The organism is Agrobacterium rosae (assembly GCF_002915175.1).
Classification (GTDB): Bacteria; Pseudomonadota; Alphaproteobacteria; order Rhizobiales; family Rhizobiaceae; genus Agrobacterium; species Agrobacterium rosae.
This window is the reverse complement of sequence record NZ_NXEJ01000012.1, coordinates 285,880-308,164: the sequence shown is the minus strand read 5'-3', so window position 1 is coordinate 308,164 and position 22,285 is coordinate 285,880. Positions and strand designations below refer to the sequence as shown.

22 protein-coding genes and 4 pseudogenes are annotated in these 22,285 nt (G+C 55.8%); 8 read left to right on the top strand and 18 right to left on the bottom strand.

All coding sequences use genetic code 11. The features are described from left to right. The first annotated feature begins 14 nt into the window (after positions 1-14). Positions 15-986, top strand: a complete 972-nt coding sequence (locus CPJ18_RS24220) for a LysR family transcriptional regulator (protein ID WP_077122910.1) — start codon at positions 15-17, stop codon at positions 984-986. On the opposite strand, the gene CPJ18_RS24215 is transcribed toward CPJ18_RS24220, so the two are convergent. Next, positions 974-1,771 carry a creatininase family protein gene (locus CPJ18_RS24215; protein WP_103660304.1) on the bottom strand — a complete coding sequence of 266 codons (798 nt, stop codon included), beginning with the start codon at positions 1,769-1,771 and terminating at the stop codon, positions 974-976. The genes CPJ18_RS24220 and CPJ18_RS24215 overlap by 13 nt on opposite strands. A gap of 436 nt (positions 1,772-2,207) precedes the next feature. On the opposite strand from CPJ18_RS24215, the gene CPJ18_RS24210 reads away from it, so the two are divergent. Continuing rightward, complete coding sequence (locus tag CPJ18_RS24210; protein WP_077122908.1) at positions 2,208-3,101, top strand: NAD-dependent epimerase/dehydratase family protein; 894 nt, start codon at positions 2,208-2,210, stop codon at positions 3,099-3,101. A gap of 431 nt (positions 3,102-3,532) precedes the next feature. On the opposite strand, the pseudogene CPJ18_RS27340 reads toward CPJ18_RS24210, so the two are convergent. Continuing rightward, a pseudogene (locus tag CPJ18_RS27340) lies at positions 3,533-3,775 on the bottom strand (hypothetical protein); the annotation flags it as partial. Here CPJ18_RS27340 and CPJ18_RS27015 point away from each other — a divergent pair. Then, positions 3,767-3,935: pseudogene (locus CPJ18_RS27015) on the top strand (IS5/IS1182 family transposase); the annotation flags it as partial. The pseudogenes CPJ18_RS27340 and CPJ18_RS27015 overlap by 9 nt on opposite strands. A gap of 225 nt (positions 3,936-4,160) precedes the next feature. Here CPJ18_RS27015 and CPJ18_RS24200 read toward each other — a convergent pair. Together CPJ18_RS24200 and CPJ18_RS24195 are read right to left on the bottom strand one after the other, a co-directional pair. Continuing rightward, positions 4,161-4,544 (bottom strand): type II toxin-antitoxin system VapC family toxin, encoded by a 384-nt coding sequence (locus CPJ18_RS24200; protein WP_077122907.1) that lies wholly within the window; start codon positions 4,542-4,544, stop codon positions 4,161-4,163. Then, positions 4,541-4,741, bottom strand: coding sequence for a type II toxin-antitoxin system VapB family antitoxin (locus CPJ18_RS24195; protein WP_007597733.1), 201 nt, complete (start codon positions 4,739-4,741; stop codon positions 4,541-4,543). Before CPJ18_RS24195 ends, CPJ18_RS24200 begins: the two co-directional genes overlap by 4 nt. Positions 4,742-5,034: 293 nt before the next feature. On the opposite strand from CPJ18_RS24195, the gene CPJ18_RS27335 reads away from it, so the two are divergent. The 3 genes and pseudogenes from CPJ18_RS27335 to CPJ18_RS27325 all read left to right on the top strand — a co-directional run bounded on the left by CPJ18_RS27335 (position 5,035) and on the right by CPJ18_RS27325 (position 6,110). Next, positions 5,035-5,640, top strand: a complete 606-nt coding sequence (locus tag CPJ18_RS27335; protein ID WP_245445486.1) for a Fic family protein — start codon at positions 5,035-5,037, stop codon at positions 5,638-5,640. Beyond that, a pseudogene (locus tag CPJ18_RS27690) lies at positions 5,637-5,711 on the top strand (hypothetical protein); the annotation flags it as partial. The gene CPJ18_RS27335 and the pseudogene CPJ18_RS27690, both read left to right, overlap by 4 nt. Before the next feature lie 159 nt (positions 5,712-5,870). Then, a complete protein-coding gene (locus CPJ18_RS27325) occupies positions 5,871-6,110 on the top strand; it encodes a hypothetical protein (RefSeq protein WP_245445497.1) in 240 nt (79 codons plus the stop codon). Positions 6,111-6,442: 332 nt separating this feature from the next. On the opposite strand, the gene CPJ18_RS24185 is transcribed toward CPJ18_RS27325, so the two are convergent. The 14 genes and pseudogenes from CPJ18_RS24185 to CPJ18_RS24120 form a co-directional block, all read right to left on the bottom strand. Continuing rightward, positions 6,443-7,735: an amidohydrolase family protein gene (locus tag CPJ18_RS24185; protein ID WP_103660303.1), complete on the bottom strand. Its 1,293-nt coding sequence runs from the start codon at positions 7,733-7,735 to the stop codon at positions 6,443-6,445. Between the two features lie 16 nt (positions 7,736-7,751). Then, entirely contained in the window at positions 7,752-8,696 is a 945-nt protein-coding gene (locus CPJ18_RS24180) for an ABC transporter permease (protein WP_077122904.1), read from the bottom strand. Further along, on the bottom strand, positions 8,693-9,742 hold the full coding sequence (locus CPJ18_RS24175; protein WP_077122903.1) for an ABC transporter permease: 1,050 nt from the start codon (positions 9,740-9,742) through the stop codon (positions 8,693-8,695). The genes CPJ18_RS24180 and CPJ18_RS24175 overlap by 4 nt, the downstream gene beginning before the upstream one ends. After that, complete coding sequence (locus CPJ18_RS24170) at positions 9,732-11,252, bottom strand: ABC transporter ATP-binding protein (protein ID WP_103660302.1); 1,521 nt, start codon at positions 11,250-11,252, stop codon at positions 9,732-9,734. Before CPJ18_RS24170 ends, CPJ18_RS24175 begins: the two co-directional genes overlap by 11 nt. Beyond that, positions 11,249-12,652 (bottom strand): amidase, encoded by a 1,404-nt coding sequence (locus tag CPJ18_RS24165; RefSeq protein ID WP_103660301.1) that lies wholly within the window; start codon positions 12,650-12,652, stop codon positions 11,249-11,251. The genes CPJ18_RS24170 and CPJ18_RS24165 overlap by 4 nt, the downstream gene beginning before the upstream one ends. Positions 12,653-12,660: 8 nt before the next feature. Further along, positions 12,661-13,647, bottom strand: a complete 987-nt coding sequence (locus CPJ18_RS24160; RefSeq protein WP_103660300.1) for a BMP family protein — start codon at positions 13,645-13,647, stop codon at positions 12,661-12,663. A 785-nt stretch (positions 13,648-14,432) separates the two neighbouring features. Then, positions 14,433-14,543: pseudogene (locus CPJ18_RS24155) on the bottom strand (IS3 family transposase); the annotation flags it as partial. 398 nt (positions 14,544-14,941) lie between these two features. Beyond that, positions 14,942-15,202: a DsbA family protein gene (locus CPJ18_RS27685; protein WP_425353162.1), complete on the bottom strand. Its 261-nt coding sequence runs from the start codon at positions 15,200-15,202 to the stop codon at positions 14,942-14,944. Positions 15,203-15,320: 118 nt separating this feature from the next. Beyond that, entirely contained in the window at positions 15,321-15,560 is a 240-nt protein-coding gene (locus CPJ18_RS27500; RefSeq protein WP_103587877.1) for a thioredoxin domain-containing protein, read from the bottom strand. 54 nt (positions 15,561-15,614) lie between these two features. Beyond that, entirely contained in the window at positions 15,615-16,760 is a 1,146-nt protein-coding gene (locus CPJ18_RS24140) for a TDT family transporter (protein ID WP_103587876.1), read from the bottom strand. A gap of 63 nt (positions 16,761-16,823) precedes the next feature. Further along, complete coding sequence (locus tag CPJ18_RS24135; protein ID WP_146258723.1) at positions 16,824-17,132, bottom strand: uracil-DNA glycosylase family protein; 309 nt, start codon at positions 17,130-17,132, stop codon at positions 16,824-16,826. Beyond that, positions 17,129-17,440 (bottom strand): uracil-DNA glycosylase family protein, encoded by a 312-nt coding sequence (locus tag CPJ18_RS24130; RefSeq protein ID WP_103587874.1) that lies wholly within the window; start codon positions 17,438-17,440, stop codon positions 17,129-17,131. The genes CPJ18_RS24135 and CPJ18_RS24130 overlap by 4 nt, the downstream gene beginning before the upstream one ends. A 5-nt stretch (positions 17,441-17,445) precedes the next feature. Continuing rightward, complete coding sequence (locus CPJ18_RS24125) at positions 17,446-18,324, bottom strand: LysR family transcriptional regulator (RefSeq protein WP_103660297.1); 879 nt, start codon at positions 18,322-18,324, stop codon at positions 17,446-17,448. A gap of 453 nt (positions 18,325-18,777) precedes the next feature. After that, complete coding sequence (locus CPJ18_RS24120) at positions 18,778-21,222, bottom strand: methyl-accepting chemotaxis protein (protein WP_245445485.1); 2,445 nt, start codon at positions 21,220-21,222, stop codon at positions 18,778-18,780. Between the two features lie 260 nt (positions 21,223-21,482). On the opposite strand from CPJ18_RS24120, the gene CPJ18_RS24115 reads away from it, so the two are divergent. Both CPJ18_RS24115 and CPJ18_RS24110 read left to right on the top strand, forming a co-directional pair. Then, complete coding sequence (locus CPJ18_RS24115; protein WP_103660296.1) at positions 21,483-21,737, top strand: FitA-like ribbon-helix-helix domain-containing protein; 255 nt, start codon at positions 21,483-21,485, stop codon at positions 21,735-21,737. After that, on the top strand, positions 21,734-22,153 hold the full coding sequence (locus CPJ18_RS24110; RefSeq protein WP_103660295.1) for a type II toxin-antitoxin system VapC family toxin: 420 nt from the start codon (positions 21,734-21,736) through the stop codon (positions 22,151-22,153). The genes CPJ18_RS24115 and CPJ18_RS24110 overlap by 4 nt, the downstream gene beginning before the upstream one ends. The last annotated feature ends 132 nt before the right edge of the window (positions 22,154-22,285 follow it).

Here is a 22,285-nt window from a genome sequence, read left to right as displayed (position 1 = left end):
CAAAGGGTTCTTCCGTGCTGCACTCACGAAAACTTCGCTACATCGATGAGATTGCCAGATGTGGTTCGATCCGCAAGGCTGCTGCCAGGCTGAACGTCGCATCATCAGCGATCAACCGCCAGATACTGGCCTTGGAGGAAGAGTTGGGTGCGCCGATCTTCGAGCGTATGCCGCGAGGGCTGAGGCTGACGGCAGCAGGAGAATTGTGCATCGAACACATCCGCGAAGTTCTCAAGACCTATGAGCGGATGGAAGGTCGCATTCGCGGATTGAAAACGCCTCAGGCGGGCAAGGTTTCGATGGTCGCGACCGTCGGTCTCGCCGCGGGACCGCTGCCAGACATTGTCGCCAGTTTCATCGCCCAGCATTCAAGAGTTCATGTCCATCTGCGCAATGATGGCCCGTCGACCACGATTTCACCCGTTCTGGCCGGCGAAGTGGATATCGGCCTTGGCTTCAATATCCCGGCAACGCCCGGTATTCGCACACTTGCAAATTTTGACATACCAATTGGTGCCGTCCTGCCGCCAGGACACCGTTTGGCAGGCGAGGGGCCAATCGACCTTGCCGATATCGCACAAGAACCTTTGGTCCTCGCACAGTCAGGCACCAGTCTTCGCAACGTCATCAATCTGGCTTTCGCGCCACTCTCCGTTGCCGTCCAACCGGTTGTGGAGAGCAATGCGTCCGACATGCTCAAGCAACTGGTCAAGCTGGGTACGGGGCTGACGCTGCTCAACCCCCTCGATGTTCTGTCGGAATGCCGTCGAGGGGAACTCGTCTTTCGACCGTTGGCTGGCCCACATCCTCGGCATCAACCGATGAAGCTCTTCGCGCGGTCCCGCTCTTCGCTCGATACGGTGACCAGTCTCTTCGTAGAATTCCTGCTGTCTCGACTGGCAGAACTTGTGGCGGAGCTGGAAGCCAAGGGGCATATACCGCCGCAACGTCAACCGGACAGAAGCGAAGGCGCTCACTTCACATAGAGATTGTCCAGTGAATAGTCTGACAGGTCGCGCAACAGGTCGATGAAGCCAGCGACCTGATGACGGCAGATGGCTTCGCCCTTGGTTGCCGTGGCGGCCGCCGCATTTCCGACGACGCCGTGGGGATTGAGGTCATGAGCAATCCAGGCCAAGGAGTGCGGTGGAAGGGGCTGCAAGAACCGCGACTTTTCTTTCATCCACTCGGCCTTGGACGTGAAATTCTGGGCGTGCTCCATCCGCACGAGGTCAGGACGCAAATGCAGCATCAGCGACGTCTCGACATCCCCGCCGTGAATCCCGAATTTCTGTTCATGCTCGGAGATCATGCCGTCTGGGTTGCCGAACCGGCCCCACTGCGTGCTGACAACCGCCATCTGATGTCTGACGCGCAACTCACGCGCAACAATGCTCATGATATCGACATTGCCGCCGTGGGAGTTGACAATCACCATTTTGCGAACGCCCGCCTCTGCCACCTTGGCGCCAATCGCCGTCCAGGCCGGGATGAGTATTTCGGGGCCGAGTGATAGTGTGCCGGGACCATATATATGCTCATTGGCTTTGCCGATTTCCTGTGTCGGCAGGACGAGGAAGTCGAGATCATCCGGTCGCTGAGCCCTGAGTTCCGCCAGCATTCCGTTTGCAATAGCGACATCTGTCGCCACGGGGAGGTGAGGGCCGTGCTGTTCGGTCGAAGCGATCGGCAAGACGGCAATGGTTCGCTCCACGGACAAGCCCGCAAAATCGAGGGTGTTCAATTCATTCCAGTAAAACGGCTTTCCCATTGTCGTCCCTGCTTTCGTTTTTTCCGAGACAGGCGTAAGAGATGAACGGAGGATCGGAAAGCATTGATTTCAGTCTGCCCTGATGCCTTTTTGTGTGCGCAGATACTCTGACCTATCGGAAATTTAGATGTTTCAGGTTTAGACAAGCGTGACATAAATGGCCCCGGTAGGGCGATGGTTCCCCATCGCTCCCTGCCAGATCCACCAGCGCCTAATTGATGCCGCCGGATCGAATTGGCTCAAGAGCGCCCTCCTATCATCAGAGTGCTTTCAACAAATTTAACTGCTGAAAACCCCTCAAAACATATCTTACTTGTAAGCTGGCCCGAATTATTATCGTATGCTAGTGCCAAACCAGCGATGCACATAATTGTCGTGCTCAGTTGGCTGCCGATCGACCGTTTTGAAGCGAGTTAGCTCTACAAGGGGGCCAGATATGACCAAGCGTATCGTCTTTACAGGTGGCACAGGCAAGGCTGGGCGCCATGCCGTTCCAAAGTTGCTGGAAAAGGGCTATTCCGTTTTGAACGTCGACCTAAAGCCCTTGGATCTGCAAGGGGTAAACACGCTGATCGCAGATATCACCGACAGCGGTCAGGTTTTCAATGCACTGACAACACATTTTGGCTTTGACGGTTTCGAAGAGGGCGTTCCTCCATCTGCGCCTGATGCCGTCGTCCATTTTGCAGCCATTCCCCGCGTGTTGATCGAGCCTGACAACAAGACCTTCGAAGCTAATGTGGTCGGCACATACAATGTCATCGAAGCAGCTATGAAGCTGGGCGTTCGCAAGGTCATTATTGCCTCGAGCGAGACGACCTACGGTGTCTGTTTTGCAGAAGGAGACAAGGATTTCCATGCATTCCCACTGGATGAGAATTACGATTCCGACCCAATGGACAGCTATGGCCTGTCGAAGCTTTTGAATGAAAAGACGGCGCGTGCGTTTGCCATGCGCTACGGGGCAGACATCTACGCGCTGCGCATCGCCAACGTCATAGAACCACATGAATATTCTAAGTTTCCAGCTTTTCTTGACGATCCTATGTCCAGAAAACGCAATGCCTGGAGCTACGTGGACGCGCGAGATCTCGGCAATCTCGTTCACCTATGCATCGAAAAAGATGGATTAGGATTTCAGATTTTCAACGCGGTCAATGACACAATTACTGCCGATCTTTCGACCGCTGAGTTTCTCACCAAATACTGCCCTGATACGCCGATCCTACGGGAAATGGGAAAGGACGAAGCACCGCTCTCGAATCGCAAGGCCCGCGACGTACTTGGCTTCAAAGAAGAGCATCCGTGGAAATTGTATGTAGTGAGGTAACACCTATGTCAGGACTAGATGAATGAGAATAGACCGGTGGTTCGAAAAGTCGATCTTGTCATTTTCTCAACTTAACCGTTAACATGGTTTCGTTTCGTAATTGGAGAGAGAAAAATGGTAAGTGGCTGGGACAAAAATCCGGTACCGAGCAACGACTATACTGCTCGCCCAATCGTCTTGTCGGAGCTCGTAAGAGCGCTAGCTATACCATGCCGCGTTCTCCTTTCGGTAATCGTGTATCACTTCTATGGTTGAGACATAGGGCCGATTGAGTTGGACTTATTATGACCGACGACGGCAACTTCGCACTAAGTACATCCCCGTGTTATACGAAGCGAACTGGTGTCGCCTTTCGCCAAGAAGCGGGCGGTTATTAATAACCAGCTTCACACAAAACGCCCTTTTGTACAAAGCGGCCGTACAGGTATTCTTTACAGTGCGATACAAAGCGATGAGATCAAATTGTAATTAATAATATAATGGAGTTCCTTGGCTTTAACTTCGTCAAACAGGGCTGGTGGGAACGCGCCGTAATAGCCGGTTTCACCGTCCATCGGCCTGACGTCGGGTCCGGGCCATACAAAACGGTTACTTTCTGTCAGAACAATCCACGAGCACTCGTCATCGAGTCCCAGGCGCCTTTTGGTGGCAGCTGGGATTTCAACGTGAGCGTCCGGCGAAAGCATTTTTCGGGTGTCGCGAGATAGAATCTAAAGGCCGCGCTTCATCTTATCGGCCATGATGCGGTCGATTAGTTCAGGATCGCACTGTGTGTCGATGAGGAACTCGCAGATACCGCCGTCCCACGTCCTGTTGTCGGCAAGTAGGCTTTGAAGTTCTTTGATGCCGTTCTCGGTCAGAGCCTTCGTGCGACTTCTTTTCCGGATCGGGATCGTCCTACGTCATTGGTAAGGCGGTGGCGACAGAAGATGAAGAGTGGGACTTCTAAACTTCTTTAGGATCTGAACAATTCAGTGATCAAGCGTTGATTTAAATGAGGAGCCGATGGGTCGAATCCATTCAAGGCGTCAATATTGCTGAGCGGTCCTTGCGTTATTGTTAATGAGAGGCGTGCGCATGCGGATAAAGTGCCGCACCAACTTTTTGCGCTGCGGCCGCTAGGCGCTTATCTCTTGTCCACAAGCTTGATCGCCGGTCGAGCAACGTTGAAGTCAGTAAGTGGGCATCTGTGTAACCAATCCCCATGCTGAATATCGAATGGCGATCAATCATCATCATTACCTCTGCGTGGGTCGCGATCATTGCTTCGCGTTGAGCTGCTAGGAAAGCTAGAACTGCGCCTCGTTCTCTTAGGCCACCGAGCGCCAGTTCGCCGACAACGAACGGGTGGCAAAGCAACTGGTCATCATTGATGATTTTTTTTAGTTCTGCGTCGTCGTATCGAAAATGATCTATCCAGATCGAGGTGTCTACCAGGATCACTTGGCCACGTCGCTCCGTCGGCGAGGCGATGCCTCAGCCTCAGGCATAGAGCCGCCAAGCGCGATCAAGCGTTTGCCGGATTCCACACGCACAAGCGTCTCGAGCGCTTGTCGGACGAGAGCTGCTGTTTCCTTGGTGCCCGTGAGGGACTTGGCCCGTTCCATAAGATTGTCGTCAAGATTTATGGTCGATCGCATATTCTAGCTCCCGTAAATGAGTAGCTCGTATAGCACCATTTGGTGCACAAATCTACGACTCGTTGGGTGCAGCTAATATCTCCATGTTTACCGGGTTGTAGGTTCGTATCCGTTCAAGGCGAGTAAACTAATATGAACATCGCAATGGAAAGGCCACAAGTTCGCAAAGATTTGCCAGGGAAGACTAACCGAGTGTCATTGCTGGAGTTCTTTTTGGTGATTGGGTGGGTCGTGTCTTGATGACGGGGCTATAGTGCTGACGATAATATCGGCCAAAAGATGGGCCAAATGTGATGGTAAATCGACAAAAAACCCATATATATAAACGATATAAGGAAACTGGATATCGGCCAATCGAACCGGCGCGTATCGAGCATCCCAGTGGCGAACTGCTGGACATTTCGCTTGAGATTGTCGCTAGGGCCGAACGACTTGGCCGGGCTCTCCATCCTGAAACCGCAGCCCAACTGGCCCGCACCGTCAGGATCATGAACACCTACTATAGTAATCTGATCGAAGGCCACAACACCCGACCACGTGAGATCGAGCAGGCCCTGCAGGGAATTAAGCCCGAGGACGATCGGCGCGACCTCAAGATCGAAGCAGTCGCCCACTATCGTGTTCAGCAGGAGATCGACGAGCGAGAGGCGGCAGGGACGTTGCCTGATCCTGCATCGCTTGAATTCATCCGCTACCTTCACCGCGCCTTTTATGATGGCGCAACAGTAAAGATGCTGACGATTGTTGGTAACCACCACAGCTTTGTTATGACGCCCGGCGAATGGCGGCGAGGGGAGGAGCAGGACGTCGAGGTCGGCAGGCATTTGCCTCCTGCGAGCGATCGCGTGCCCGATTTCATCAGCGGTTCGCCTTCCAGCCGGCTCCTGAAGAAGCGATGATGGCGGTTGGGAGGAGCCGTAGCGCCCGCCTTTTTGCGATGGCGACCGCGCATCACCGTTTCAACTACATCTATCCGTTTCCAGACGGCAACGGCCGAGTTAGCCGTTTGATGAGTCATGCGATGGCACAAGCGGCCGGAGTGGGAGCTCATGGTCTCTGGTCAGCTTCCCGCGGCTTGGCTCTAGGCCTGGCCGGGGGGCCTGAAGGACGGGCCGAATATAAGCAGCATATGGCTTGGGCAGACGAGCCACGTCAGGGCGACCGCGATGGACTGGGCAACCTGTCGCTCAAGGGACTGGAACTGTTCACCAGTTGGTTTCTGCGCGTGTGTCTCGATCAGCTCGAATACATGGACAGCCTGTTTGAACTCAAAACACTAGGGGGACGCCTCAAGCGTTATGTCTATCGTCAGGAAACTTTGCCTGACGAGTGCGCGCCCTTACTTCAGGAAGCCCTTGTGCGCGGATAATTTGAACGGGGAGAGGCTTCGCGTATCACTGGCCTGCCAGATCGATCGGCGCGGCGCGTTCTAAAGGCGCTGACGGATGAGAGCCTGCTTGCGTCAGTTACCGAAAAGGGGCCTGTGTCGCTGCGCTTTCCAGTCCAAGCGCTCGATACCCTTTTCCCTCGTCTCTATCCCGAGGACGTATGACTATTTCGTGTACTGGCGGACCCCTCACTGCTGCCTGAGAAGCGTCCAGAGGAGGTTTAATGGTACGCGGAATAGCAGCTTAGCCGAACTAAGGGTGCAGCGTTCGATTGCCATCAAGAGCACCAATATACACCTAAAGTTTCAACACTTCATATTTTAGTCGGCACGTAATCGCGACCAGGGTCGACACTTGATGGTCGGCCGTCGATAAACAATTCTCCGATCCGCGGCGCGCTTCGGGAGATCACCTTGCCATTTTTGAGCACAAACAAGCGGGTTGGTTTCAACCGCAGGGCCTCCGTCACATCGGCTGCTTGCAGGATGATGAGATCGGCATGACATCCGACTTCCAATCCGTAGCCCTCAAGCCCCATGGTCTTCGCGGAGTTGACGGTCAGACCTTCGAAAATTCTCGTTTTGTCTTCAATGCCACCCATCTGGGCGACGTGAATGGCCATGTGTCCAACTTCCAGCATGTCTGCCGAGCCCATTGAGTACCACGGGTCCATCGTGCAATCCTGACCGAAGGAGACGTTGAGACCGGCGGCCATCAATTCTCGCACGCGCGTCATGCCTCGGCGTTTCGGGTAGGTATCATGGCGACCTTGGAGCATGATGTTGATCAGCGGATTGGGGATCACATTGATCTCGGCTTCCGCCATCAGCGGAATGAGCTTGGAAACGTAGTAATTGTCCATCGAATGCATTGAGGTCAGATGGGAGCCAGCGACACGGCCCTGAAGACCATAGCGCACAGTCTCATTGGTAAGCGTCTCGATATGTCGCGACATGGGATCGTCGGTCTCGTCGCAGTGAATATCAACCGGAAGGCCGCGTTCAGCGGCGATGCGGCAGAGCGCTTCGAGCGAGCGTCGCCCATCGTCCATGGTGCGTTCGAAATGCGGTATTCCGCCGACGATATCGATGCCCATGTCCAGCGCACGTTCCAGCGAGGCCTCACCATCTTTGGCACGGTAATAGCCATCCTGGGGGAAGGCGACCAGCTGTAATGTAATATAGGGTGCTACGCGCTCGCGTACCTCGATCAGCGCCTCTGCGGTCACAAGCCGCGGATCGGACGTATCGACATGACTGCGGATGAACAGCAAGCCCTGACTGACGGCCAGATCGCAATAGCGCAACGCACGCTCGACAAGAGCCTCCTTGGTCAGGGTCGGGCGCAACTCACCCCACAGCGCGATACCTTCCAGCAATGTGCCGGAAACATTCATGCGCGGCATGCCGAGCGAAAGCGTGGCGTCCATGTGGAAGTGTGGGTCGCAGAAGGGCGGAGAGACCAGTCGGCCGCTTGCATCGATTTCTTCAGCCGCCTGAGCGTCTATCCGCTTTTCGATGGCAGCGATTTTGCCATGTTTTGCCCCAATGTCGAAACCGCTGCGTCCATCGGGCAGATTGGCATTGCGGATGATGATATCGAACATAACGGGCCTTTCTTGATCAGCGTTCGCCACGCCGATAGGGTTGCATGAGTGCCTGTGGAACGCGGGCGCTTCGTGCCATCACTGCAAGCGCCACAATCGACAGAACATAAGGGATCATCAGGAAAATCTGATAGGGAACTGCACCGCCAAGCACCGTCTGAAGACGAAGCTGAAACGCATCGAAAAACGCAAAGAGCAGCGCACCGATCAATGCTCGTTGCGGCCGCCAGGATGCAAAGACCACCAGCGCGATGCAGATCCAGCCGCGTCCTTGCACCATGGTGGGAAAAAAGCTGTTGAATGCGGACAAGGTCAGAAAGGCGCCCGCCATGCCCATAAAAGCACTTCCTGCAATCACGGCTCCGTAGCGCACCACCATGGGGTTGATACCCTGCGCCTCAGCTGCATGCGGGTTTTCACCGGTCATTCGGATCGCCAATCCAAGCGGTGTGCGAAATATCACGTAGGCAAACAGCAGGGCGATAACGATTGCAGCATAGGTTGGTGGCGTCTGCGCAAAAACGGCGGGGCCAATGAACGGCAGATCGCTCAAGCCGGGAATGGAAATCGGCTGGAACGGCGTGATCGTGGGCGGCGTGCCGCCAACTGGCACCATGAGGCGAAATACGTAGTAGCTAAAACTGGATGCGAACAGCGTCACCCCCAGTCCCGATACGTGTTGCGACAGGCCCAGAGTAGCGGTCAGCAGCGCGTGCAACATTCCGAACGCTGCTCCGGCAAGCCCAGCCACCAGAAAGCCCGTCCAGAGATCGGCACCGTTGTAAACGGAGAGCCAGCCGATCATCGCGCCGAAAGTCATGATGCCTTCAATGCCGAGGTTGAGCACGCCTGCGCGCTCGCTTAAAACCGCGCCCAGCGTTCCCAGTATCAAAGGCGTCGCGATTCTGAGAACCGCAGCCCACATCCCGGCGGAAGCTAAGATGTCCACAATGGCGCTCATCGGCGGATCCTGTACTGGGTGAAAAAGACGGCAACCAGCATTGTCAGGAGCGACAATGCCACGATCACATCAGCAATGTAGCTTGGAATACCAAGGCTGCGGCTCATGCCGTCCGCGCCAACAAACATGGTGGCGGTGAAAATGCCTGCCAGCACGACGCCAAACGGATTGAGATTGGCCAGCATGGCAACAACGATTCCGGAATATCCATAGCCCGGCGAAAGGTCGGTTGTGACATAGCCTTTGACGCCCATGACCTCCACCGCGCCTGCAAGGCCTGCCAGTCCACCGGATATGCATGCGACGATAACGAGCGTGCGACCGAGCGGCACACCGGCAAAGACCGCGGCTTGCGGATTGAGCCCCGCTGCGCGCGACTGTATGCCAAAAACCGTGCGGGACTGCACGAAGACGAGAAGCAAAGCAAGCAGGATGGAGATGACCAGCCCCAGATGCAGACGCGAACGGGCAAGCAGCTTGGGAAGCATGGCCGCATCCGCCACCGATTCAGATTGAGGCCAGCCGAATGCCATCGGATCTTTCAACACCGTATCGATCAGCATGGAAACGAAAAGAAGGGCGACGAAGTTGAGCAGCAGCGTCGTTACCACCTCATCCACGGCAAAGCGCAATCTCAGCCACAGCGGCACGAGCAGCAGGATCATGCCGCCGACGGCACCTGCAACAAGTAGGATTGGGATCTGAACGATGGACGGCATTGAGCCGAGAAAATGGGAGCTGAGCCAGGCAACCGTGATCGCACCGATGTAGAGCTGTCCCTCTGCGCCGATGTTCCACAGCTTGGCACGGAATGCGACGGCAGCAGCAAGACCGGTGAGGATGAGAGGTGTTGCCCGGGTCAGGGTTTCGGTGGCCGACAGCCTGGAGCCGAAAGCGCCTTTCAGGATGCGCCAATAGGCCTCGAGGACAGGCGCTCCTGCAAGAGCGATCAGTATGCCCGCAATTCCCAATGCAACGATGATAGCGATGACCGGGGTTGCGATCACAAGCGCTGTCGGTCTGTGTTCGCGGCGCTCAAATCGCATGAGCGTCCTCCTTGTCCCATTCTCCGGCCATCATGAGACCAAGCTTGCCAGACGTTGCCTGCTCCACGTCGATGGGTGGCGACAAGCGCCCACCGACAATGGCCTGAATACGGTCAGACAGTGCCATGACCTCGTCCAGATCCTCCGAAATCAACAAAATCGCAGTGCCTTGCCGTCTCGCTTCTAGAATGCGTTCATGCACGGCTGCGACCGCACCTTCATCCAGCCCACGGGCGGGCTGGGCTGCAAGCAGGATGTGTGGCCTGTTGATGAGGTTTCGTCCTAGGATCAGTTTTTGCATATTGCCGCCGGATAAAAGCCGGATACGGCTTGCGGGAGAGCCGCCGCGAACGTCGAACTGATCGATGATCTTTTGTGCAAAGGCCACTGCACTTTTCCGATCGACCATTCCTCGTCTGGAAAAGGACGGCAATCTTTCCAGGATTGTGTTTTCCCAGATCGCCATATCGCCGATCGCACCTTCCTTGTTCCGGTCTTCTGGAATGCGACCGATGCCCGAGGCCACCACATCGGCAACCGATAGGTTATCTACCGCCTTGTTGAACAGCAGCAGATCGCCTCCGGTTTTTGCTTGCGTGCCGGAAAGCAGCTGAGCAAGTGTAGCCTGGCCATTGCCTGAGACGCCAATAATGCCAAGCACCTCACCGGCGCGAAGTCGGAAATCGACCGATTTCAGCCTGTCCACACCGCCGGATCGAACGGTAATCGATACGGCTTCCAGCACCACGTCTCCGGGCGTGGAGGGATCGCGCACCGGTCGCGTCACGGTGCGTCCCACCATCAATTCGGCAAGCTCGGCCTTGCTGGTCTCAGAGGCCCTGCGTTCGGCAACATGGCGCCCGCCGCGCAGCACCACAATCCGGTCTGCCGTCGACATGACCTCATCCAGTTTGTGGGAGATGAATATCAGCGACAATCCTTGCCGGGCCATGTCCTTCAGCGTCGTGAAAAGCCCTTGCGCCTCCATCTGTGTTAAGACGGCAGTCGGCTCATCGAGAACGAGGATACGCGCGTCGTTGTATAATGCTTTGAGAATTTCGACGCGTTGCTGTTCACCGACTGAAAGATCGCCAAGCCGTGCATCCGGGTCAACCTTGAGGCCGAAACGGGTGGAAATCGAAAGCAGTTTGGCCCGTGCCTCTGCCCGACGCGAGCGCCATGACCAAAGGCTTTCAGTGCCAGTCATCACATTTTCCAGAACGGTGAGATTGGGTGCCAGAGCAAAATGCTGATGCACCATACCGATGCCAGCACGAATGGCAGCACGCGGCTTGCCCTGCGGCAATTCCTGACCATCCACAAGTACCCGGCCACTATCGGGCACGTAATGGCCGAACAGAATGCTCATCAGCGTCGTCTTACCCGCACCATTTTCTCCCAGAAGGGCAACGATCTCACCCTTGGCGAGCGATAGCGAGATGTTGTCGTTGGCACGCGTTGTACCGAATGTCTTGCTAACGCCCACTATGTCCAGAACCGGTGTCGTCATGTGGGCAATCCTGCGACGGGAAAACGGTGCTGCCAGCGGCCATCCTGCTCAAGTTGTTTTGAAAGCTGCAAAAGCAGATAGTCTGAACCCATGGGCGCCATGAGTTGTACGGGAAGCGGCAGTCCGGCACTGTCCGATCCGAACGGCAGGGTTATGGCCGGAAAACCGGAGGCGTTGGCGACCGCTGCCAAAGGCGCGAAAGCGGCCATACGATGGAAGTGAAGCTCCGTATCAACATGGTCGCTGGGGAAGGAACCCAACGGCAAGGGAGCGGACGACAGTATGGGGCTCACCAGACAATCGATGTCATCGAACAGACGCCAGAGATTACGGCTGACCGTGAGCATGGCATTCAGACTGTGCCAGACATCCCGCGCCGAAAGAGACAGGCCGCGCTCGATGACGGCTTGCGTGAGGCGTTCTGTTTTTGAAACTTCGAGATCGAAGCGGGTGATGGTGTCGGCAAGATTGATGCAGACAATGTCAATGAAGGATTGGCGGCTCGCAGCAGCAATCGCTTCTATCGCCGTAAAAGGAACGGCGACGAGCATATGCCCGGCAGCTTCAAGATATCTGGCAGCGTCTTCAACCACCAGACACCGTTCTGCCGAGGTCGGAAGATCCGAACCCGTGTGGGAAAGCAGGCCGATACGAAGCTTGGTTCCGTGCTTTGGCCGCAACGCAACGGGTGGAAACGGGCCGCGTGTCGTGCCAGCCAGTGCTGAAAACACCGCGGCCGTGTCCCGTACAGACCGGCAAACTGCAAGCTCTGTTGCAATTCCGGCCAGATGATTGCCAAAATGTGGGCCTGCTGGCATGACGCCACGGCTCGGTTTCAATCCAATAAGTCCGCAACAGGCGGCTGGGACGCGGATCGAGCCTCCCGCATCAGTCGCGTGAGCGATGGAAACGATGCCCGACGCAACCGCTGCCGCCGCACCGCCAGAGGAGCCGCCAGCAGACAGATCCGTTGCCAAGGGGTTGCGTGCGATTGGCCCGATGGCGGGTTCGCTGGCAAGAGACAGACCAAATTCCGGACTGGTGGACAGACCAAAGAAGCAAAAGCCCGCCGCCCTGAAGCGCTCTGCAAGATCGGAATCGACCAATCCTCCACGACGCTTCATCAGCCGGGAACCTGCCGCCATCGGAAACCCGGCAAAGGGTCCACCAAGATCCTTACCAAGCGTGGGTATGCCAGCGAAAGGCATGGCGAGACGCTGGTCGGTTGCCCGTGCGTCCATCGACTCGGCAGCCGTGAGCCCCTTATCCCGGTCCATGTAGGCGATAGCGCCCAGACTTTCGTGTGTCTGGGCAGCATCTAACGAGGCCTGCATTGCCTCAAGTGACGTCAGCTGCCCAGAGGAAATCGCCTTGGACAGCGCTGTTGCATCGGCTTGCATGGCAAGGCTTACTTCGGCTCGTCCGTGATTTTGGGAACCATGAACGCACCGGATTTGATGTCTGCGCGTTTTGCTTCCATGGCAGCTTCCGCATCCGCCGGAGCTGTATCCTTGACATAAACGATATCGCTGCCACCTTCCTTCATCAGGCCGTAAGCAGTGTAATCTCGGCCGGTGGGCTTTCCGGCAGCAACGTCTGCAAGGGCTGCATTGAGGATCGGACGGAAATTCCACAGCGCATTGGCGAAGACCGTATCCGGATAGCGCGGCGTATAATCGATCAGCGAACCGATAGACTTGATCTTGCGTTCTTTCGCAGCATCCGCCGTCCCGATCCGCTCTCCAAACAGAATGTCGGCACCGGAATCGATCTGAGCCAGTCCCGCCTCGCGGGCTTTCGGCGGGTCGAAAAAAGTGCCGATGAAAGTGACGATGTGCTTCGCATCCGGGTTGACGGCCTTCACGCCTTCGCCGAAGGCGTTGATCAGCATGTTGACTTCCGGGATCGGCATTGCGCCCACGGAGCCAACGATATTTGACTTCGTCATTTTGCCGGCGAGCATTCCGGCAAGATAGGCTCCGTCGAAATTCCACGTGCCGAAGACGCCGAAATTGTCGCCGGCTTCCTTGCCGCTGGAACCCATGACAAAGGCCGTATCTGGATAATCCGCCGCAACTTCGCGCGCCTGTTTTTCAACCGGGAACGTCTCGCCGATGATAAGCTTCGCACCCTGTTCCGCATATTCGCGCATTGCCCGCGGGTAGTCCGTTCCGGAAACGCCTTCTGAGAATACATATTCAATGACACCTTCCGATGCCGCGTCCTGTAGCGCTTTGTGAAGGACGGAATTCCAAGCATTTTCCACAGGCGATCCATGGATGCCCGCGACCTTGATCGGCACCGCAGCACGCACGGAAGGTATGAAGGCGGCGGCACTGAGCGCCAGTCCCGACGCGAGCACACCGCGACGGCTCAGGATGATTTTATTGTTCATGAACGTTCCCCAGGTTTTACCATTTGGTTCAAATTTTTAGGATTAGAGTAAAATAAAGTCAAATAGAATTGTCGATTAAAAAATAGGCCGAGTGGAGGGATGCTGCCCCCGCATAGCCCCAAAATTGAGCAGTTTCAAAAGCGATTTCGGCTGACGGGCACCAATATTTTCTCACCAGTGCAACCACCTGCCAGCACCTACAGCCGACAGTGCAAATCGTCGCTGGTGTAAGCCTCGAACTGGACTTGTGCCATGGAACAACGCGCGGCCAACATAATGTCGGAGTTCCGTTTGGGAGTTTTTCCGCGCGACCGCGAAGCGATGTGCGCTTCGGATGCGAGGATCTGCCTTGCTGTCTAAAGCGGCGGCCAGCCTTGAGCATGGATGACGATGGCTGCGGGATTTGTAACGAATGACTGGAACCACAAATGACGTCGGCGAAACCCCGTGCCATGATATCGGGTCGGTCGAAGACGCACCTAGGAGTTTGCTGGGCGGCTATGTCGACGGATGTCTCGTGGTCGACCATCGAGCGTGACAATCAAGCGGTCAGAGCACGGCAGATGTGTCTGGCTTCTGGCGACGCGCTATTTTGGAACGGAGATCGTTAGCTTCAAAGCCTATCGACTAGCCGGGCCGATTGCGATCCTGAAGCCATGTGAAATATCCTTTAGAGCGGGACTTGGATTGGTTATTGGTTTCGACCCACTCTCCGAAGGACCACTTGTGTCGGTTTCCATGCGGAACTGAGCCGGTGGGGGGTGCGGATAAAAAGTTGGACTGCTTCATAATTTAAGGCCGAGGCTCTTACGGTATTCGACCGGGCTGAGCGATCCCAGTGATATCTTGATACGCTTCTCATTGTACCAGCGGATATAGGCATCCACCTCGGCGACGATAGGAACGCTGTGGGTCGTCGTTTATTCCATTGCTCATCCGTATTTGTTCTCACGTCGGCATGAGCGGTTGGCACGCGCGGTACTATTCCGGTCTGCGCGAATAATTATGGAAGGCAGATCGTGACTCGAGGCGTGCCCAAATGCGGCTTGCTCATATGCCGCCAGGAGGATCACGCGCGTTGGATCCAATCTGCCTGGGAACGATGTCTGAAGGGCGATACCCGCAACGGATTGCGGTATGGACAGTGAACAGCCGGCGGGAACAGGGCGAAAAAGCAGACATTCTAAGCCGTTCGACGACGGCGCCCAGTCGTGCGTCTTTTCAGAAAAAAACCAGCCTGGTCGATCGTAAGGAAACTTCCTACAGGGAATTCCGCCACTCTCAGATTTTGGTTTCACTCCAGGCTGGCGGTGGCTTTTATGACTGCTTTGGCGACCTCGTTGAAACTCATTTCAATCCGAACCTGTTGGCCGTTGACGAAAACCGATGGCGTGCCGGCGACTCCGAATTTTTTGTTCGCTCCGGTTGTCGCAGCATTAAGCTTGTCGAGATTGGCCTGATCGGCGACAGCGCGATCGAAACCCGCGCGGTCGATGCCCATGCTAGCGGCGATCTCGCGCAATGCATCCTCGGCATTGGGGCGCAGCAATCTCATCGAATTTCGATATGAAGGACGATATCGTCTCGTCGAATTTGTCTGGGCCCCGCGCATTCGCCAGCATGAAGATAACGGCATCCACCGAGTTTCGCACGAAGGGCCGGTACGCGATCGTCTACTTACCCGATGCCACATATGTATCCTGCAGTTTCGCCAGGTCTCGTTCACGGAAGTCGACGCAGTGGCTGCAGGTTGGGGAGGAATAGACGACCAGCGTGACTGGAGCGGTCTTCTGCCCAACGAAGCTGTCTTGGAATACGGACGGGTTCACCAAATCCTGCACGGGTTCGGCCTTGGCCGATGTCACGCATCCCAAAGCAATGCCGACGATCATGGCCATCATACGAAACGTCATGTCTTCTCCTGTTCGGTTACGAAAAAACACTCCGGCTTGAATAATGCCGGAGTGTCATCGGTCGGCCTTGAGGCAGGGCGAGACGAAGAGCGAGCGGTCAAGAGTGCCCTTGATCGTCTTGGCCACGACCAGCAGCCACATGGAGACAAGTGCAATAACAAGAACCGCGCCAAAGATTGCGATAGACGACATCGGCACCATCATTGAGAGACGAAGCGTGGCGACGGCAAACACGCCAAGCGGGAAGGTGTAGCCCCACCAGCCGATATTGAATGGCAGGCCCTCGCGAAGGTAGCGCAGGGTGATCAGGACAGCAGTCGCCAGCCACCAGATGCCGTAGCCCCACAAGAGGATCGCGCCGAGGAAGCTGGCGCCACCGAAGGCCGGAGCAACGCTCGCCAATCCATTCGCCGACAACACGGCGGGTCCGGTCTGGCTCATGACGAGAAGACCAAGGGCACCGGTTCCGATCGGGCCGAGAGCCAGCCAACTCGAGGCGGCCATGTTGACATGCGGAAGCTTGTGGACCGCCATGCGCAGGAAAAGGATCACGAGCACGCTCATGGCCAGCGGAACCGAGCAGGCCCATAGGACCAGGCTGGTCATCAGCACCGTCAACTGCGTTTGAGCGTCGGCGATATGGGGCAAAAGCAGGCCACCGCTGACGGCCGCCACCTCGCTCGCCACGATCGGCAGCAGCCAGACCGCTGTCATTTGGTCAATCGAGTGGGATTGGCGCGTAAACATCATGAATGGTATTGCAAGACCGCAGGCCAGCGACACGGTGACGTCGATCCACCAGAGCGTCGTTGCGATCGCCACCGCCGTGTCGCCGATATGCGGGATGCCGTAGATCAGAAAGCCATTGATGATGGTTGCCAGTCCCATCGGGATGCAGCCAAAAAACATCGACACGACAGAATGCGAGAAGACGCGGCTTGCCTCATGAAAATAGAGCAGCCAGCGTGCCGTGTAGAGCGTTGTGCAGGTGGCAAATAGCAGGATATTGAAGAGCCAAAGCGCCTGACCCATCGCGAAAAGCCACGGATGCCCCGGAAACTGTGCGAAGGCGACCGAAAGTATGCCGGTGCCCATAGTGGTCGCGAACCAATTTGGCGTAAAGTTCCGTATGACATAGCCTTGCATAGGAGCATCCGGAGCTGGCGCTACCGGCTTCTTGAAGGCAACAATCTTGTGCATCGAATTTCTCCTGATCGTTGAGGAGAAAATACGTGGGTACATCGATCAATTCCAACGCATAGTTCAGGATATTTCGATCGCTGTTTTCGATTGATCGCGTTTTGCGGCGGCAGCTTCGAAAGCCGCGTGAAGGCGGTCGCGCAGCGTCGGCGAGGCATCGATCAGCGTCGGGCTCGGATGGGGGCAGAGGATCACCTCGATGCCGGCATCCACCAGTACCCTTCCAGCACCGCTCGCCACCGCGCCCGCCAGGATGGCGACACGTAGGTCCGGCAGCAGCCGCAGAAGGCCTGCAAGTCCCATGATGCCCTCGCGCCGCTCGCTGGCCACGATCGAGCTTCGGCTCGCACGGACCCAAGGGACCGTATTCACAGAACGATGTCTCGGCGCGATATCGCTGCGCCAGTCAGTGCCTCGCGCAGGTTCTTCGCCGTGCCGGTCGGGTTATCGAAACGCCGGCCGCATTCGACCGGACTTGGTCCAGGCGTCTCCAAAAGGATCAGCAGTCTTGCGCTGATACTGCCATCGTATGGATCTAAGTTCGGCATATCCCGGTCGGAGTTAAGCTGAAGGTGCTCCCGGAAGGCGTTCAATGGCTGCATATGCGCGCTGTCAAGCGCGGCCAATCGCTCCTCGCGTCGATGCTCGTGCGAGAGCGTATCAGGCCCGCGATAGGTCATCGTGTCTATTCCGACAACAGGGCTTCGAACGCATCGGCCGCCTTGGAGCGATACCGCTCCTTACGCCGGAGCAGGAAGAATGGGCGCGGAAGCTGACAAGCATTGGCCTCGACCAGCAGGCCGCTGTTGAGTTCGGTCTGGGCAGCACTTCGCGATGTCAGTGTTGCCCCCATGCCGGCCTCGACTGCGCCGAGCACGGCCTCGTTTCCGGGCAGGACAATTGCAACGTTCAACGCCTGCAGCTCCAATTTCATTTTCGTCATCATCGTCTCGAAGGCGAGCCGTGTTCCCGATCCGGGTTCGCGAAGAACCCATGTCGCGTCTTCAAAATCGGCCTTTCCGAGCTTTTTGCCTTTGGCCCAGGGATGAGTTGGCGACACGACGAGGATCATCTCATCCGTGGCGATCATGCGCGACGACAAGGCCGGTCTGTCGACTGCGCCCTCTACAACGCCGAGCTCAACCCGCCCTGCCTCAACCGCGTCGCCTACCGCCTCGGTATTGCCGATCCTGACTTCGAGACCGAGACCAGGATAGCGTGTGTGAAACTTCGCTAGCTTGGAGGGCAGCCAATAGGCACCAACAGTCTGGCTCGCCATAACCGACAATTCGCCGCGCAAAAGTCCCGCCAGGTCGCTTAGCGCAGACTCGGCGGCTTTCGCCTCCGCCAGCACTTGAAGGGCGTGTTCGAGAAATATTGCTCCCGTTTGATTGAGAACGATAGAACGACCGATACGGTCGAACAAAGCCACGCCGTGCCGTTCCTCAAGCGCGATGACCGCAGCACTGACGGCCGACTGCGTCATGTTCATCGCTTTGGCAGCCTTGGTGATGTGCTGTTGGCGGGCGACTTCGGCGAAGATGCGCAACTGGTCGAGGGTCATGAAGATAGCAACCTTGAATTTGCTCCGAGTTATAATCGATTTTTCCGAATGTTCGTAGCAAAATTATGCGATGGAACTGATGCATAATGGCGCTAGTTTTCTCTGTACCAGAATTAGGAGGAACTCGTTGCTGAAGAAGGCACGCTCTATAGCTCTTCCTCCAACACGTGTGCGTATTGTCGCAACTCCTAGATAGGGTCGAGTGGAGGAGCGCGACAATTTCCCTGACAGCTTATACTGAGATCAATTGTCATCATCCGTATTGGGCAACTCTCCTGAGTTCTGCTGATGTTTGCTCAAGACTACATGCGCACGAAATTTCTTCCCAGTTGACGTGCCTGCCGAGATACCGTTACGCGCAAAAATTTGCGATCCGCCCATAAAAGAACCCGCGTATCTTTGGACCGTTGTCCAGTAAAGCCGGCCGAAAAGCACGATCATTAGACGCCAGCTTTACGCTGCCGCTGCAAGGAGTCCAACGCTCGTTGCAGGCCGGGTCGCGAATTGCCCCACCATTTGGGCCAGCATTTCAGTTTCCTGTAAGAGAGTTTGAGATGCGGCAGTTGTTTCCTCGACCATAGCTGCATTCTGTTGGGTGACCTTGTCCATCTCGTCACCGGCGTTGGAAACCTCCCGAAGACTGACGGCCTGTTCCCGCGCCGCCATCGCAATCTTGTCTATGATGACGCTGATGCCGCCGATCTGCTCGCAGATGTCTTTGAGCGATATGCCCGTTTCGTCGACGAGCTTGACGCCTGCTGTAACCTGAGCCGTGGATGTTGAAATCAACACCTTGATTTCGCGAGCCGCACTTGCAGATCTTTGCGCAAGCTCGCGCACTTCTTGGGCAACGACGGCAAAGCCTTTGCCGGCTTCCCCGGCACGCGCAGCCTCGACCCCTGCATTGAGCGCAAGCAAATTCGTCTGGAATGCGATTTCGTCGATGACACCGATGATATTGCCGATCTTTGTCGATGAATCCTGAATTCCGCTCATGGCGCTGATGGCGCGTTCCACCACCGCTCCGCCGCTTTCAGCATTTGTTTTAGCGAGCGCAACCGTCTTTCGAGCGTGGCCTGCGCCATCGGCAGTGCTGTTGATCCCGGTGGCCACCTCACCCAAGGCGGCAACTGTTTCTTCGAGAGAGGCAGCCTGCTGTTCCGTCCGACGGGCAAGATCGTTGGATGCGCTTGATATTTCTGATAACCCGGACCGAATCGTGCTAACGCTGAGGATAACAGCGCCGATTGCCTCTTCCAACGTGGAAACGGCACTATTGAAGTGATCTCTGATACGCTCGTATCGGGAGTCGACTGCTCCGATTCGCGTTGTCAGATCCCCCTTGGACAAAGCGTCCAGACCACCGGAAATCTGTCGGAACGCATGTTCCATCGCTTGCGCCTCCGTCACACGCTCGGCTTCACGTTCAACCCGCAGATTTTCTGCTTGTTGCCTTTCACGACCTGTCTCGGCTTCGGCATTTATGCGAGCGCGGTCGTTTTCTTGAAACACTTGCAGTGCACCAATCATCTCACCGATTTCGTTGTCGGTTTTCGCAAGCTTCAGATGCGTATCAGGTTCCCCTTTTGCTAGACGCGCCATTGCCTGCGCAACTTGCATCATCGGCCGCGCAACGGAGCGGACCATGAAGAGCGCAATGGCCATAGCCAGGACTAGGCTAAACAAACCGGCTCCCCACATCCAGGATGTGCCCTGACTACCCTGGCGTTCTGATTTCGACGCAATTTCGCCTGCGATCTCGACAATACCGTCGGTGACGCTCTGCGATGTCGACACGACCAGCGACGCCTGCTGATCGAACGACGCCAAATTCTTGTTCATAGCATCGAAAGTCTGGCCCAGTTGGGCGAGACTGGCAGTCATGTCATTCCCGGTCGTCTTCGCCAGCATGCCACCGAAGGCTTCCGCCTTCTTCATGCCTGCCGCCACTACTGCTTCAGCTTCAACAGAAGGCTGCAGGCGGTATCGTTCGACTTGAACAAGAATGTCTTTCAAGACATTGCTGAAGTTGCGTGCGGTACCGGAAACTATACGGGCCTTTGATCGGGCCTTATCTTTTTCGCTCTTGGAGGCCACTTCCGTTTCTGCGGATTTACGTAGCACCTCGTCCAGCTTCTGAGAGGCGGTTGAAATGTTAGCGAACAGCGTGAAATCCTGTGTCGAGAAAAAAGCTTGGCCATTATCTTTCGTAATGGCGGTCTGAATCTCTGTGAAGCTCTTCTCTAGGCTGCTGACGATCGGCTGGATCTCAGGTGCTCCTCCCAGCTTGACAACTTCCGTCAAGCTGGCCTGAGCACGGGCCATCGGGTTTGCGATCTGATCGTTCGCTATCTGTCCACCCTGCGCGGAGGCTTTCACAAGCGCCAACTCAACAGCATTGATCCCTTCGCTGAAATTGCCAGCATTCTGCATAAGGATACGGATGGTATTGAGACTGATCAGCGCGTTGTTCGAATTGGTCTCGGCCTGGTTGGCGATATCCTGTGCACTCTTTTCAGCCTGATCAGCCAGGGAAACCATGCTTCCGGTCGTATCGCGCAAAGCTATGGCTGTTTTCTGAACAGCATCCTGAGCGGCTCCGAGAGCTCTGATCGCATTTGACATCATCGAGATGCCAGCTGTGAGCTGCGTGCTTTCTTCTTTTGACAGGGCCAGAGAGGCGAGTGTCGCTTGCGCCGTCTCAAGCGCGTTAGCTGCTTGATCAATGCGTTGGGGTTCTTTGCTGACGAGGTACTGGATTATGGCGCCTTCAGCCTTGTTGGCTCCAATCAGGACCTTCGACGTATCCACGGTTTGAGATACGGCACCTGTCAGACTTCCGATCCCGCGAATCCCCACAAATGCGACCAGCACGACCGACATGAGCAATAATGCCATCCCACTCGATGTTCTGAATCCGATGGATTTCATCTTCCGGGATAATTTCATGCTCTAACCTCTTCCCCGCGGCACAACGCCGCCCCAGTAGCAAACGCTAAGGGAAATGAATAAAAAACTGCTTAAATCCGTCAGAGATCGTTTGAAAGGCGAAAGAACGCGAACAATTTCCCATTTCCGGCGGCTCGTAGTACGACTTGAAAATGCTATCATTTCCGTGGTAGTGATATCACAGCGAAAATATATATAGGATCGCATAAATGGCGGCGGTGACCATACGAAACCTCTCTGATGAAACTCATCGGGCGTTACGCGCAAGAGCAGCTTACCACGGTCGTAGTACCGAGGCCGAAATTCGTGACATTCTCGAAGCCGCTGTTCGTCCATCTGGACGCGTGAAACTCGGCTCGCTTCTCGCGGCTATTGGCCGTGACGCCGAAATGTCAAACAATGATGTCGAAGCGCTGCAACAACAGCGCGACAGGACCCCGGCAGTACCGATGACTTTCGAATGATCTTGCTAGACACTAATGTAATATCTGAGCCTTGGAAGCCAGCTCCCGATATCGCTGTGCTGACTTGGCTGGATGCACAGGCCATCGAAACGCTATTCATTTCTGCTATTTCAATTGCCGAACTTCGTTTCGGGATTGCCTCAATGCCGTCGGGGAAGCGTCAGACAATTCTCCACGATCGCCTTGAAGGTGAGGTTCTACCAATTTTTGACGGACGCATTCTGCCCTTTAATAAAGGTACCTCACAGTTCTACGCGGACCTGATGGCGAGCGGCCGAACATCTGGAAAGGCGATCGGGAAGGCTGATGGATACATTGCTGCTACGGCCGCAGAAAACCATCTCGCGGTCGCAACGCGAGATACAAGCCCATTTGAAGCAGCCGGATTGATAGTTATCAATCCCTGGTCCGCCTAGGTCTTTAGAATTACAGGTCGCCGGTTCATATCCTTTCAAGAGCGTTGAACACGTCAAGTAGCGCGACACGATCGCTTAACGGTATAGAGAATACAGCCGTAGATGTATCACCTGATCAGAGGGCTCGATCTT

What these genes read in the sequence shown, in the direction of transcription:
- CPJ18_RS24160 (WP_103660300.1), bottom strand. Translation starts at nt 13,647, where the DNA reads ATGAACAATAAAATCATCCTGAGCCGTCGCGGTGTGCTCGCGTCGGGA.
- CPJ18_RS27685 (WP_425353162.1), bottom strand. Translation starts at nt 15,202, where the DNA reads ATGAGATTGCTGCGCCCCAATGCCGAGGATGCATTGCGCGAGATCGCC.
- CPJ18_RS24165 (WP_103660301.1), bottom strand. Translation starts at nt 12,652, where the DNA reads ATGCAAGCCGATGCAACAGCGCTGTCCAAGGCGATTTCCTCTGGGCAG.
- CPJ18_RS24130 (WP_103587874.1), bottom strand. Translation starts at nt 17,440, where the DNA reads ATGACCTATCGCGGGCCTGATACGCTCTCGCACGAGCATCGACGCGAG.
- CPJ18_RS24180 (WP_077122904.1), bottom strand. Translation starts at nt 8,696, where the DNA reads ATGAGCGCCATTGTGGACATCTTAGCTTCCGCCGGGATGTGGGCTGCG.
- CPJ18_RS27500 (WP_103587877.1), bottom strand. Translation starts at nt 15,560, where the DNA reads ATGACGTTTCGTATGATGGCCATGATCGTCGGCATTGCTTTGGGATGC.
- CPJ18_RS27335 (WP_245445486.1), top strand. Translation starts at nt 5,035, where the DNA reads ATGGTAAATCGACAAAAAACCCATATATATAAACGATATAAGGAAACT.
- CPJ18_RS24215 (WP_103660304.1), bottom strand. Translation starts at nt 1,771, where the DNA reads ATGGGAAAGCCGTTTTACTGGAATGAATTGAACACCCTCGATTTTGCG.
- CPJ18_RS24170 (WP_103660302.1), bottom strand. Translation starts at nt 11,252, where the DNA reads ATGACGACACCGGTTCTGGACATAGTGGGCGTTAGCAAGACATTCGGT.
- CPJ18_RS24140 (WP_103587876.1), bottom strand. Translation starts at nt 16,760, where the DNA reads ATGCACAAGATTGTTGCCTTCAAGAAGCCGGTAGCGCCAGCTCCGGAT.
- CPJ18_RS24125 (WP_103660297.1), bottom strand. Translation starts at nt 18,324, where the DNA reads ATGACCCTCGACCAGTTGCGCATCTTCGCCGAAGTCGCCCGCCAACAG.
- CPJ18_RS24175 (WP_077122903.1), bottom strand. Translation starts at nt 9,742, where the DNA reads ATGCGATTTGAGCGCCGCGAACACAGACCGACAGCGCTTGTGATCGCA.
- CPJ18_RS24110 (WP_103660295.1), top strand. Translation starts at nt 21,734, where the DNA reads ATGATCTTGCTAGACACTAATGTAATATCTGAGCCTTGGAAGCCAGCT.
- CPJ18_RS24115 (WP_103660296.1), top strand. Translation starts at nt 21,483, where the DNA reads ATGGCGGCGGTGACCATACGAAACCTCTCTGATGAAACTCATCGGGCG.
- CPJ18_RS24120 (WP_245445485.1), bottom strand. Translation starts at nt 21,222, where the DNA reads ATGGCATTATTGCTCATGTCGGTCGTGCTGGTCGCATTTGTGGGGATT.
- CPJ18_RS24195 (WP_007597733.1), bottom strand. Translation starts at nt 4,741, where the DNA reads ATGCGATCGACCATAAATCTTGACGACAATCTTATGGAACGGGCCAAG.
- CPJ18_RS24210 (WP_077122908.1), top strand. Translation starts at nt 2,208, where the DNA reads ATGACCAAGCGTATCGTCTTTACAGGTGGCACAGGCAAGGCTGGGCGC.
- CPJ18_RS24185 (WP_103660303.1), bottom strand. Translation starts at nt 7,735, where the DNA reads ATGTTCGATATCATCATCCGCAATGCCAATCTGCCCGATGGACGCAGC.
- CPJ18_RS27325 (WP_245445497.1), top strand. Translation starts at nt 5,871, where the DNA reads ATGGCTTGGGCAGACGAGCCACGTCAGGGCGACCGCGATGGACTGGGC.